The sequence below is a fragment of the Janthinobacterium algoris genome, assembly GCF_051380935.1.
Taxonomy (GTDB): Bacteria; Pseudomonadota; Gammaproteobacteria; order Burkholderiales; family Burkholderiaceae_D; genus Janthinobacterium.
The window spans coordinates 41,176-54,187 of sequence record NZ_JBNYXZ010000016.1 but is presented as its reverse complement, the minus strand read 5'-3'; the positions used below and the strand labels follow the sequence as shown (position 1 = coordinate 54,187).

Here is a 13,012-nt window from a genome sequence, read left to right as displayed (position 1 = left end):
TCCCTTTTATGCAGCCCCCAGACTTGCGGGTGGGTGGCATCGAGATCAGGACAGATTAAAGCTGGCCGACAGACTGTAGCCCTCGCCATACGCGCTGCGCAGCGGCAAGTCCTGGCCCAGGCCCGTCTTGGCTTTCTTGCGCAGCCGGTACACGAGCATATCGACGCGGCGGCCCGCATCGGGATCTTCGCCACCCATGCCAGCCACGATGACGTCGCGCGGCACGGGGCGGGTATTGATGGTCAAGAGGTGCAGGAAGTTGAATTCTTTTTCCGTCAGGGCAATGACGGCGCCCATCAGCTCAAGTTGGCGAGCGCTTACTTTCAAGGTCCACTTACCAGGTTCCAGTACGGGATCTTGCGGCCCGACGCGACGGTCGAGCGCCTCGATGTGGGCGGCCAGTTCGGGAAATTTGATCGGCTTGGTCAGGTAATGGTCGGCGCCCAGGCGCAAGCCCAGGATACGGCTGTCGAAAGCGACACGCCCCGTCAGCACCAGTACGCCGATTTGCGGATACAGCTGGCGCATGCGGGGGATGACGTTGAAGCCGTCCTCATCGGGCAAGCCCAGGTCCAGCACGACCACGCCGACATTGCCATGACTCAACGCCGTCCACATCCCGCCAGCGGAGCTGGTGATATGGACTTCGTGTTCGAGCTCAACGAGAAACTCCGCCATGTCTTCCGCGTAGTCCAGATTGTCTTCGACGATCAATATTTTCGTCATTGCTACGCCATTCTTCCGTTAGTGAGCTACCGTGGGCAAACCATGCCATTCACTTCTGCACCATGATGGACGGCACAATAGGTTTACGTCAAGGAATTATCACGGTTGCCTTTAGCGGAAGCAAGGCTTTTCCTTGCCTAGACAGTAAGCGGCAGCCAAATGCGGAAAATGGCCCCGCCTTCGGGCAGATTATGCCCCTGCAAACTCCCCCCGTGCACCTCGACGACGGCGCGCGCCATGTACAGGCCCAGGCCCGCACCCGGATGCGTCGCATAGCGTCCACGGCTTCCTTTCACGAACAGCTGCGCCAGTTCTTCTTGCAGCAGGCCGGGCCCCGCATCGCGCACGCACAGCGCCACGCCGCCCTCGGGCACCAGCTTGCCCGACAGGATGATGACACTGCCCGGCGGGCTGAACTTGACGGCGTTGTCTAACAAGATTTGCAGGCATAAGGCCATGCCGGGCACATCGCAGCGCAGCCTGGCCGGCAAGTCCTCATCGAGGTCCAGCTGCACGCAGTAGTTGTCCGGTACGGTAGCGGCCGCCTGCTGCAGCAAGGCCAGCGGCGCGACGCCGTCGGCAGCCCGCTCGCGGCCGATGGACGCCATGCGTTCAGGTGACAGGTAATCATCGATCATGCCCAGCAAACGGTCGACGGCCGTCTGGATTTTCACATAGCGCTTGCGCGTGGCCTCGTCGGCATCTTTCGATGTCGAGACGAGGCGCTGGATGGCGCCGTCGATGGTGGCCAGCGGCGTGCGGAATTCATGCGACAGCATCGAGGCGAAGCGCTTTTGCTCCTTTTCGCGTTCCGCTTCCTGCGCCTGGGCAGCACTGACGTCGCGCACCGTGCCCACCAGCGTGATGCTGCGCCCCGCCGCCGCGGGCACGATAGTCGAGCTGATTTCCAGCGCCAACGGATGCCCTTCGGCATGCGGCAGCGCCACTTCGCGCAACAGGGTCAAACGGCTGGCATCGCCATCGCGCCAGCGCTGCAGCCGGGCCGGCACGTCTGCCGTCAGACGCGCCGCGTGCTCGCGCAAGGCGGGCAAGTCATGGCCCGTCAGGCGCTGCGCGGCGGGGCTGATGTAGAGCAATTCGAGGGTAGTGGCGTCGAGCAGGAAAGTCGCGTCACGGCCGTGTTCGGCCAGCAGGCGGAACTGCGCTTCGCCCGCTCGCGCGCGCAGCAGGGCGCGGCGCAACTGGACGAAACGCAGCGCCATAAGGATGACGCCGGCAAGCAGCAGTAGAAGAAAGGGCAGAAAGGGCAGCATGCGTTTTGCCTGGCGAGAATGGAATGCGCCAAGTATAAGCGTGCGGCGCCCTTAATCTTCCAGTGGGGCAAAAATCTGCTGCAAGTCTTCCTGCGTGAGGGCCATCTTTTGCGACTCGCCTTCGGCCAGGATCGATTGCGCCAGCTCCGATTTCTTTTGCTGCAGCAGCTGGATTTTTTCTTCCAGCGTGCCCTTTGCGATCAGTTTATACACGAACACGGGCTTGTCCTGGCCGATGCGCCAGGCGCGGTCGGTGGCCTGGTTTTCCGCTGCCGGATTCCACCATGGATCGTAGTGGATCACCGTGTCGGCCGCCGTCAGGTTCAAGCCCACGCCGCCCGCCTTCAGGCTGATCAGGAAGATCGGCACGGCGCCCTGCTGGAAGGCCGCCACTTGCGCGCCCCGGTCCTTCGTTTCACCCGTCAGCAAGGCGTAGGGAATGTCGCGCGATTCCAGCTCTTCCTCAATCAATTCCAGCATGCTGGTAAATTGCGAAAAGACGAGAATCTTGCGCCCTTCGTCGAGCAAGTCTTCCACCATCTGCATCAGGTCGAGCAGCTTGGCCGAGCCGGCCGACTGCTTCTTCGCCGGCAGGGATTTCACCAGGCGCGGGTCGCAACAGACCTGGCGCAGTTTCAGCAGCGCTTCGAGGATGACGATCTGGCTGCGCGCCACGCCCTTCTTGTCGATTTCTTCGCGTACTTTTTGATCCATCGCAAGACGCACGGTTTCATACAGGTCGCGCTGCGGTCCCGTCAATTCCACCTTGCGCACCATTTCCGTCTTCGGCGGGAGCTCTTTGGCCACATTGTCCTTCGTGCGTCGCAGCAGGAAGGGTTTGATGCGACGATTCAGGAGCATGCGGCGCAGCGGGTCGTCCTGGCGCTCGATCGGATGACGGAACTGGCTATTGAAGGTTTTCTCATCGCCCAACAAGCCCGGCAGCAGGAAGTGGAATTGCGACCACAGCTCGCCCAGATGATTTTCCAGCGGCGTGCCGGACAGGCACAGGCGGTGGCGCGCGCGCAACAGGCCCGCGCTTTGCGCCGCCTTGCTGCGCGTATTCTTGATGTAATGCGATTCGTCCAGGATGACCAGGTGGAAATCGTGCTCGCGCAGGGTTTCCTCGTCGCGCGGCAACAGGGCGTAGGTGGTCAGCACCAGGTCGCATTGGTCGATCTGGTCGAATTGCTGGGCGCGGTCCTTGCCTTGCAGCAGCAATACTTTCAGGCTAGGCGCAAATTTTGCCGCCTCGTCCTGCCAGTTGCCCATCAGGCTGGTCGGCGCGATGACGAGGGCGGGATGCGTGAGGCGTCCCGCTTCCTTTTCCACCAGGATATGCGCCAGCGTCTGCACGGTTTTACCGAGACCCATGTCATCGGCCAAAATACCGGCCAAGTCATGGTCGCGCAGGAATTGCATCCACGCCAGGCCATCGGCCTGGTAATCGCGCAGGGTCGCTTGCAAACCGGCTGGCGCCGCCACTTTTTGCACGGAACCGAATTGGCTCAGCTTGCGGCCCATGGCGCGCAATTGCTCGCCGCCCGTCCAGCGCAGTTCCAGGCCCCGCGCCAGTTCTTCCAGGCGCGCCGCGTCCAGAGTCGACATGCGCACCGCATGTTTGATCTTGTCGCTGAAATACAGTTCCCCCAAGGTGTTGAGGATGGGGCGCACGCGGCCCCACGGCAGCGCCACGCGCGTGCCGTCTGGCAAGGTTGCCAGCATCTGGTCATCGTCGGCGTGCGCCTCGATGACTTTTGGGTTGAAATCGTTGGGCGCGTTGCGGATCAGCTGCACCAGCACGGGCAGCAGCGGCACTCTTTCCTGATTGACGACGATGCCCAGTTCCAGCTCGAACCAGGCGTTGCCGCTCTCCGGGTCCTGGTCGTCGATCTCCGCATACCAGTCACCGGCCTCGCTCACATCGTAGCGGTACTTGGCCGTCTTTTCCACGATCCAGCCCTGCTCCAGCAAGGCATCGATGCCGGACTCGCCAAAACGCAGCCATTCCGCCTGGGACGGCAGCAACAAGGCGCCCTTCAAGCCGCTCAAGGGGGCGGCGCCCGGCTTCTTGAATTGCAGCTCGGCCAGGGTGGTCAGGGCGCGCGCTTCATCGAGCGTATTGCGCTGGATAATTTCCGTTACCTCGCCCACTTGCCTCACCACGCGCTGCGATGGGTCGAACGCGACGCGCTCGCCATCGTAGTCGTAGGACAGCACGGCGAAATCGCTCCAGCGCTGCGCGCTGCCATCGGCCAGCATGGCGCTGTCGAGCAGCAGGACCGGTTGCGCTGGCACATCGTTGCGCAAGCGCTGCGGCAACGGTTGCGGCAGCGGCATCAAATGCTGCAAGCCTTGTGCCAGCAGCAGTTGCGACACGCGTACCTTGTCGTTCGCATTCAACGGCGGCGCCTGCGCCACCAGCGCCTGCAAGTCGGCCAGGGAAATGTCGGAGCCGCCCTGGTTCAATTCCAGCACGCCGCACGACAGGTTGTCGATGTACCACGGCGGATCGGTAGGCAGCATGTAGTCGATCTGGTCGGCGCCATGGTGCTTCGCGCCTTCCGGCGGGTCCACTTGCCAGCCCAGGCGCATGGTCTTGCCTTCGTCGCGCCAGAACAGGCGCGCGGGACGCACGGGACCTTCCTTCAAGGGATACACGAGGCCATTGCCCACATCGGCCCAGGAATTGGCCCACAACAGTTTATCCTGCTCGGCCAGCATTTTCAGCAGGGCCGCGCCCACCTTGCCCTTCGGCTCCGTGGCGCTGCCCGTCTGCGAATTCTGCCCGCTGCGCATGGCCACGAAGAAACGCACGAGGTCTTCGTCGGCCGGCGTCAAAAAGGTGGGCGGCGCCGACAACAGGGAAAAAATTTCACTGATGGGACTCGCTGCCGCCACGTCGCCATTCGGCCGCAGCCGCGCCTTGTACAGGCACAGGGCCACGTGGCGGCCACCGCTGGTGGGCGCCAGCACGTAGATCAAACGATGCTGGTTGAGTTTGGGGTCCGGTTCGGCAATGCTCAGCACAGCTTTCGGATGGGCGGCAGCCTCCACCCGCTGCAGCCAGGTGGCGACGGCATACGGCAAAGGCGCTCCCGGCGCGCTGGCCGGGGCAACTGGGGTTTCACTGGTTTCGTCGCGGGTAAAATCCATGGGGCGCATTTTTGTGTAAAGGTCGTATCCAAATCGGCAACAGGCAATATTATCCGCCATACAGGCGTTGCTGGCTTGATTCACACACGCTCTTTGAACAGTTTTAATGCGCGATGCCTAAAAAATAAGTATTTAATACGACACTTGGGACCCGCAAGCGGCAAAAAAGGCCCGTCACCGGCCATTTTTGCCGCCCGTGGACGGCACTTGTCAGGCCGACACAGTTTCTTCTTCTGCCACGCTGGCGGCCTCCACGACCGGTGCAGTGGCCGTGTCAGCAGGCGTAAAGTTACGCAAAAACAAGAAGAACTGACCCATCATCTGCGTCCACAGTTGCAGATTGATATTCAGGTACTCCTTGCTGACGCCGCCGGCGACCAGTACATCCATTTCCAGCACGACGAAATCACCATGCTGGGCCACGCGGGCAAAACGCTTGCTGCGGTGCCATTCGGCCAGCAAGCCGGCCGGCAAGTCGCCGCCCTGCACGCGCAGCGGGCAGCTCAGGGTCAGGTCCGCGTACTGGCCAGGCGCCGCTTCATTGCCCCACAGCACTTGAAAGCCGATGCCATGGCTGGCGCTGTGCAGGCGCACCACGCCGTCGTGTTCAATGCTCGTCACGGCGCAGCCGGCCGCCTTGATGGCGTCAGCCATTTGTTCCGCATTCAGGGTGGTCAGCAAGTTGTTGGTGTTTTCCATCGTCATTCCATTCATTTCAAAAAAATTATTGGGGTGCGGCCGCGGGCGCGGCCGGCGTTTCTGTTTGACGCGCATCAAAGCGGCCCTGGTACAACTGGTCGCCGTAATGCTGGGCGATTTGCTCGAGCTTGACGCGGCTTTGCGCGGCGAACGGCTGGCGCGCTTGCATGACGTCCAGCACGTCGAGGCCTTCATACGCTTGCAGGATTTCCTGCCCGGTCGCATACAGCTGGGCATTCTTGCTTTCGCAGCGCGCCAGGGCGCCGCGCTGCGACGTCAATTCACCGTCGAGACGCGCACGCTCCGCTTCGATCTGCTTGCCCTTGGTGGCCAGTTGCTCGCCAGCCTGGCGGTACTGCGCCAGGCTGGCGCTTGCCTCTTGCGCGGCGGTGGCGCTGCGCTGTTGCTGCTCGCCCAGTTTTTCCCGCTGCGCGCGCTCCTGCGCCAGCTGCGAGTGGCTGCGTGCCAGTTCCTTTTTCAAGCCATCGCTGGCCGGTGCAGCGGCCACGGGCGCCACCTTGGCAGCAGGCGCGCCCTTGGCTTTGAGCAAGTCCAGCTCGCCGCGCGTCTGCTGCAATTGCGCCGTGACATTGCGCAACTCGGCACGCAAGCGCTCTTCCATGCTTTGCCCCTTCTGTCCCTGCGCCTGGGCGGCGCCACCGGCCAGCAGCATCAGCAGCAGGAGCGGCAAGCGCGTTTTGTTGAGTATCAACATTATGGCTCCTTAAAAACGCGCGTTCAGTTCGATTTGCAGGGTGTCGATCGACAGCGCAGAACCGAACACTTCGCGGCTCGACGTCCAGCGACCGTTCAACCAGGTATTCTTGTCGAGCGCATACGCGCCGCCCAGGTAATAGCCGCGTGCATTCGTGCCGCCCAGGTGGAAGGTGGAATCGTTGTAGGCGTCAGGCAAGGCATCCGGTTCGATGCGCTTGTAGCCGAGCAGCACGTTCCAGTCGCCGCGCGCCGCCGGGCTGGCCTTGCCCAGGGTCGCCTGCAGCATGTAGGCATTGCCGCCGCTCCTGAAATCGGCTTGCGAGACGCCGCCCGTGCCACCAAAGTTGTTCATGATGCCGCCCTTGGCGCGCGCCCACATGGCATTCTTGTCGTAAGCCATGTTGCGCACATAATCGCCTTCAATGCGCAAGTCCGTGCCGCCGGCCACCTTGCTATCCCAGCGCGCATTCAGATTGGCCAGGCGGAACTTCGACGCCAGGCCCACGAATTGCGGCTGCGGCGTATTTGCCGGGTCGAGCGGGTTCAACGCGATATTGCGCAGCAGCATCAAGCTATTGCCCTTTTGCATGCTCGATGGACGCGACCAGTCCGTGTTGCAGCCATCGGCGCCCGCGTACAGCGCGCACGGCTGCGAGTACTCGCCGCTGATGTTGCGGAAGTTGTAGTAGGCCAAGGCGCCGCGCAACTGATGGTCGCTATTGATCTTCCACGAGGCGCCCACCTGCGCGCCCAGCAGCCATTTGTTTTCGCTGGACATTTTTGCCTGGCTGCGGCTAGGCGCATTGTCGGACGAATACTCGAGCGGGATCAGGCCCAGCGTGCCGAACACGGTGACGTCCTTATTTGCGCCCACCGGTTGCTGCACCTTGGCGGCGATGCCGTCAAAATTGAGTTCGCTGGAAAACAGTTCGTCGCCGGACACAAACGGGTTGTCGAAGCGGCCCGCCGTCAGTTTCAGCCACGAAGCGGGCTGGTAGGACAGCCAGGCCTGGTCCAGCCAGATGTTTTTCTTGCCCAGGCCACCGCCCAGGGTTTGCGTGGTGGACACCGGGCTGTCATCGTTGCCGCTGGCCAAGCGTATGCCCGCTTGCGTGCTGTCGGAAATGTCGGCCAGGATGCCCAGGCGGGCGCGCGCGCGCAGCAAGTGCTTGCGGTCTTCGCGCGTGTTCAGCAGCGCCGGCAGGGCCAGGTTGGTATTCGAATTGACGTCGTAGCCGCTGCCGCTGTTGAGCGAGCGCCAGTCGATCTCGATATTGCTGTTGGCCATGTCGTAATAGCGCGATTCGTAGCGCGCGCGCACGTCGCCTTCCAGGCGGATGCGCTTGGTCCAGGCCGGCGTTTCATTCGGTGCCGCCCAGCCGCCCGCCTTCGCTTCGGCCAGCACTTGTCCCTTGATCTCGTCGCGGATCTGCTCGCGCACTGTTTGCGAAATATACGGCACGCGCACATCGCCTGCCTGCACCTGCGCCAGGGCCGTTGGCGCAGCGGCCGGACGGGCTTGCGCTGCGGCCAGCGCTTCGCTCTGCGCCTGCGCCAGCAGCGCTTCGCCGGCATCCTTGTTCAGGGCGCCGCTCTGGATCAAGCCGCGGATCAGTTTGACCATGGTGCTGTCGGCCGGTGCAGTCTGGGCTTGCGCCGCGCCTGCCGCCACACTCAGGGCGAAGGCAGCCAGCGCCAGCGGAAGGCGGCGCATACGCTGTGAGGGGAAAAATATGGAATTCATTGTTTCTTTCGGTAAAAATTAAAATGAATGTGTGCACTACGGCCGGCGGCCTTTGATTGAAACGCGGGCCGGGAAACGCAAGGACGCCGGCGGCCGCTCATCGGCGCGGAAGTCGCGCACCATGGCCAGCACCTGCTCATCCGTCTGCGCATTGCCCGTGCCTTGCACCAGTTGCACTTTCGTCGTCCTGCCTTCCGTATCGAGCCACAGGTCGACGCGGATGTCGGCAAACGCCAGCTGGCGCGTGCGCGGGTCGCGGGCGAACGCCATCTGCAAGGCATTCGCCACATAGCGGCCATACGATCCCGCGCCGAGGCCGCCGCCACCGCCGCCGCCTGTCATGCCGCCGCCGCGCCCGGCCTGGATACCGAAGGCGTCGCTGCCAGCCTGCGCCGCGCCATCGATGGTGACGGGGTCGCCCTTGTCCGGCGACGGACTTTCCGGCGCGTCATCCATGGGCTTGTCGGCCGGCGTCGGTTCCGGCTCCGACACTTCCGGCACCACCTTGTCGGGCGTCGGTTCCGGCAGTTTTTCCGGTTCCGGCGGCGGCGGTGGCGGCGGTGGCAGCATCAGCATCGGCGGGGCCGCCACTTCGCGCTTGGTGGCGGCCGTGTCGGACAGCAAATACCAGACCAGCGCGGCCAGTGCAGCAGCGAGCAGCGCGCCACCGGCCACGCCGCCCCAGCGGCGCCACCACTGCGCCGCGCCCGACGGTTCCGAGGCAGCCGTCTTCATCATGTCGTCACGCTTCACCTTGCGCTCCTCATGCCGGCTTGCCGGTCACCAGGCCCACCTGGTTCAGGTCGATGCGGCGCAGCAAGTCGAGCACTTCGACCACTTTCGCGTACTGCACGGCGGCATCGCCGCGCACGATCACGGGAAAGTCGGGCGTCAAGGCCTTTTCCGTGCGCAAGCGCTCTTCCAGCTCGGGCAAGGTGACGGGATAGGCATCGAGGAAGACCTGGCCCGCGTTGTCGATGGTGATGGCCTTGGTCTTCGGTTTTTCCAGCGCCATGGCCGAACTGGCCTTGGGCAGGTCGACCTTGATGCCGGGAATGCTGGCGTTGCTGGTCAAAATGAAGATCACCAGCACCACCAGCAACACGTCGACGAAGGGCGTGATGTTGATGCCGCCGCTACGCTTGCGGGGGGTAAACTTGGCGGAGGTGGCCATGGTTATGCGCCCCTCACGCCTGTTGCAGCACGGGACGCATCTGCCGTCCGTCGCCCTGCTCTTCAGCCAGACGCGTGGCAAATTCATCGACGAAGACAGCCATATCGGCGACGATGGCGTCCGAACGCGAGGACAGCCAGTTGTAGCCAAACAGGGCGGGAATCGCCACGCCCAGGCCCGCAGCCGTACACAGCAGCGCAGCAGCCATGCCCGGCGCCACCGAGTTGATGTCCACGGCGCCGGCCATGGCCGCCACGACGAACACCAGCATGATGCCGATCACGGTGCCGAACAGGCCCACGTACGGCGCACCTTCGATGGTGGTCGAGAGCCAGATCATGCGTTTCGACATGCGTTCGCTTTCGCGCACCATCACGCCATCCATGGCGGCGCGGATGGCGCCGATGGTGGCGTTCGAGACGGCGTTCAAGTCGTAGCCGCGGTCATGCCGGCGGCGCATCTCGTCGATGGCCACGTCATACAAACGCCACAGTGAGGAATCCGTCTTCACGGAAGTGCTCAGCTTGCCGTTGCGCGCCAGGTGATCGAGCGGCGCGCCGGCCGCTTCGTGGAACGACTGCATGAATTGCGCATTCGCACGCGCAATGGCGCCATAGCTGCGGCCCTTGCCGATCATGATGATCCACGACAAGACCATCATCAAGCCCAGCAAGCCCACGACGATCCAGGCGTCGAGCGGCATGGCGGCGATGATGAAGCCGAAATGGCTTTTACCGGCCTGCTGTTCATCGGCGCCAAACACCGCCAGGCGCGATTCGGAACCTTGCGAGACGGCATCGGCCAGCAGCAGCGCATCGGGACGGGCCGTGCGCGACAGGCGCAGCTCGTCGATGGCGCCCGTGAAGTTGGCCAGGGTTTCGGCACCGGAGGCGGCTGGAGGCGCATCGGCGCCCACCGAGGCCGCCGTGCTGAACGCTGGCAGGGCGGTGGCCAGCGAGACGGCCGGACGGCCGCCCACATACAGGGCCACATTGTTTTTATCGGCTTTGACAGCCAGGTGCGACCATTGCGCAGCCTGGATCGGTTGGCCGGGCTTGCTGCGCTGGCCATTTACCTGCACGAACGGCACGCCCTGGTCGATACCGATCAGCAATTCACTGGTGCCATCGCGGCGTGCATACAGCACTTGTCGCGCACCCAGGCTGTCCGGACGGACCCAGGCCGAGAAGGTAAATGGCGCAGCGGCGGCCAGCGCCAGCGAAGGCGAGGCGGGCAGCATCAATGGCGTGGTGCCCAGGCGGGCGCCGGCGCCGATGACGGAACCGTCGAGCGCCGGCACGGCCGTCTGGGCATGGTTGCCGTAGGCGGTGCTGTCGCGCGAGGGCACGCCCGGTTCGCTGAAGTGGTACACCAGGCTGTAGTCGGGGTCAAAAGTCCGCTGGCCATTGCCGGACGCGGGCGCCTTCGGATTGCCGTAATACATCCACAATTTTTGCGGCGTGCCCGCGCTCAGGGCCGGTACATCAACCCAGATCAGGGCGATGCCCAGCAGCGGGTTGAATTGCTCGATCTGGTGGTTCAGCACCGTCTTGTCGTCGCCGGCCACGAAGCGCAGGTCTGCGCCGTTGTCGCTGACGCCTTCAAAGTTGAAGTTACCCGAATGCAAGCGCAGCAGCACGGGAATGCGGCCGGGATCGCCGCCCACGGCACCGGCCTTCGGGCCGGCATCGACGGTGACGGGTTTGCGGTAAGCCCAGTCGGGCTGCCACCAGGCATGCGCCAGGCCGGGAACGAGCGTGCCCAGGATCGTGAGCAAAAAAAGAAAACGTTGCATGACAGTGATTCTCCGAAGAAAAGTCTAAAAAAGTACAGTGCTGGTGAGCTGGCCCGTCAGTAGCTGGCCGACAGGTTGAAATTGATGCGGCGCACGTGTTTGTGCGTGCGCGGGCCATCGCGCAGCGGGTAAGCAAAATCGATGCGGCCATTCAGGTAGCGCAGGAACTGGAAGCTGCTGCCCACGCCCACGGACGCCAGGCCGAACAGGTCTTTCTGTTCCGGCAGCGGGTCACGCAAGCGCAGGCGCGCGCCATCGGCAAAGGCAAACAAACGCCAGTTTTCCAGGCGGTTGAAATACGTCAGCTGGGGCGTGCGCCATTCGACGCTGCCCGAGACGCCGTAGTCGCCCGTCGCTTCGGCCGACAGATAGCCGCGCACGGAATTGGCGCCGCCGGCGGCCATCTGTTCACCCGACACCAGCGCCGCATCGGCCAGTTGGCCCGCCAGCTTGCCGTACAGCTGCGCGCCGCTGCCCAGGGTGGTGGTCACGTTGGCATCGCCCTTGAGCACGAGGAAGCTGGGCGAGGCCTTGTAGCGCTTGTTGTCGTAGGCGGCGCTGTCGCTGCCATAGCCGAACGCGGCGCGCGTGCCGGCCACCAGCGACAGGCCCAGGCCGTAGGTCGCCGTCTCCGTCTGCGCAAAACCGTTGTAGGCCACGCTGAGCGGCACGTACTTCAGGGGTATGCTGGAACCGGCGCCATTCAGTTGCAGCGCTTCCTGGTTATCCTTGAAATCGATACCGGCAGAAAAGCTGTGCCACCAGATGCCGCTATTGGGCACCGTGTAGTTGAGCTTCATGCCCAGCGCATGGCCCTTGCCCAGCACGCTGGTGCCGCCGGTGCTGGCCACGTTGCTGTTCGACTGGTAGCCGGTCGCCTCCACGCTCCAGCCCTGCGTGCCGATGGGTGCCACGTACGAGGCGGACCACACCTTGGTCTGGTTCAGGTCGCCCGGCGTGCCGAAAAAGCTGAGGGTGGCGCTATGCCCGAGCTGCCACAGGTTGTCGTGGCCGACCGACATGCTGGTGCGCAGCTTTTTAGTATCTGCGCTGTAATCGTTGTTCAAGCCCACGCTGGCGCGCCACGGGCTGCTGTCTTCCACTTTCAAGTCCACGTCCATGGTGCCGGGCAGGCTGCCCTGCTTGACCAGCGGCATCACCTGGCGCTTGGGGCCGCGGTTCAGTGCCGTCAGTTCCACTTGCGCCTGCGTAAAGTCGGGCACCTTGCCCTCCGTCAGTGCCGGCACTTGCTGGCGCACGTCGAGCGGCGAGTTGTATTGCGCACCGACCACGCGCAAGCGTCCCACCTTGGTTTCGCTCACCTGCAGCACCACCACGCCCTGCTCCACCTGCTGCTCCGGCAAGTCCACGTAGACGGACTGGTAGCCACGCGCCTGGTAGGCGGCAACGAGGGCGTCACGCGCCCCTTCCACGTCCTTCAGGCTGCGGCCCGGCCCCAGGAAGGGCGTGACCGCCTCTTCGATGGCACGCGCATCGAGCACGGTATTGCCGCGCACCAGGTATTCCTCGATCGTCACTTGCCGTTCCGGCACGGCCGGCGCGGCGACAACTGTTTCCTGAGCGCAGCTCATGCCGGGCAACGCCAGCATGGCCAGGCACAGCATCGTCAAGGCGGTCGCGGGTGCCGCTGGTGCTGCCCCCTTGCCCTGTTTTTTCATCTCACGCATCTTCCATTCACCTTAAAATCAAACGGTTGCCCTGTGTTG

Annotated in this window: 10 protein-coding genes; all 10 read right to left on the bottom strand. The window is 63.6% G+C overall.

Features of this window, described 5'->3' with window-relative positions:
• Positions 1–45: 45 nt before the first annotated feature.
• The 10 genes from ACQ4W7_RS21710 to ACQ4W7_RS21665 all read right to left on the bottom strand — a co-directional run bounded on the left by ACQ4W7_RS21710 (position 46) and on the right by ACQ4W7_RS21665 (position 12,973).
• Positions 46–726, bottom strand: coding sequence for a response regulator transcription factor (locus tag ACQ4W7_RS21710; protein ID WP_426073973.1), 681 nt, complete (start codon positions 724–726; stop codon positions 46–48).
• Positions 727–863: 137 nt separating this feature from the next.
• Entirely contained in the window at positions 864–2,000 is a 1,137-nt protein-coding gene (locus ACQ4W7_RS21705; RefSeq protein WP_436533161.1) for a PAS domain-containing sensor histidine kinase, read from the bottom strand.
• Between the two features lie 51 nt (positions 2,001–2,051).
• Positions 2,052–5,156 (bottom strand): DEAD/DEAH box helicase, encoded by a 3,105-nt coding sequence (locus tag ACQ4W7_RS21700; protein ID WP_436533159.1) that lies wholly within the window; start codon positions 5,154–5,156, stop codon positions 2,052–2,054.
• 210 nt (positions 5,157–5,366) lie between these two features.
• Positions 5,367–5,855, bottom strand: a complete 489-nt coding sequence (locus ACQ4W7_RS21695; RefSeq protein WP_436533156.1) for a YbjN domain-containing protein — start codon at positions 5,853–5,855, stop codon at positions 5,367–5,369.
• Positions 5,856–5,880: 25 nt separating this feature from the next.
• Positions 5,881–6,570, bottom strand: coding sequence for a hypothetical protein (locus ACQ4W7_RS21690; protein ID WP_436533154.1), 690 nt, complete (start codon positions 6,568–6,570; stop codon positions 5,881–5,883).
• A gap of 9 nt (positions 6,571–6,579) precedes the next feature.
• Positions 6,580–8,286 (bottom strand): putative porin, encoded by a 1,707-nt coding sequence (locus ACQ4W7_RS21685; RefSeq protein WP_426073978.1) that lies wholly within the window; start codon positions 8,284–8,286, stop codon positions 6,580–6,582.
• Positions 8,287–8,352: 66 nt separating this feature from the next.
• On the bottom strand, positions 8,353–9,069 hold the full coding sequence (locus tag ACQ4W7_RS21680) for an energy transducer TonB family protein (RefSeq protein WP_426073979.1): 717 nt from the start codon (positions 9,067–9,069) through the stop codon (positions 8,353–8,355).
• Between the two features lie 10 nt (positions 9,070–9,079).
• Positions 9,080–9,490, bottom strand: coding sequence for an ExbD/TolR family protein (locus tag ACQ4W7_RS21675; protein ID WP_034753784.1), 411 nt, complete (start codon positions 9,488–9,490; stop codon positions 9,080–9,082).
• Positions 9,491–9,503: 13 nt separating this feature from the next.
• Entirely contained in the window at positions 9,504–11,285 is a 1,782-nt protein-coding gene (locus ACQ4W7_RS21670; protein WP_426073980.1) for a DUF2341 domain-containing protein, read from the bottom strand.
• 56 nt (positions 11,286–11,341) lie between these two features.
• On the bottom strand, positions 11,342–12,973 hold the full coding sequence (locus ACQ4W7_RS21665; protein WP_436533151.1) for a ShlB/FhaC/HecB family hemolysin secretion/activation protein: 1,632 nt from the start codon (positions 12,971–12,973) through the stop codon (positions 11,342–11,344).
• Positions 12,974–13,012: the final 39 nt, after the last annotated feature.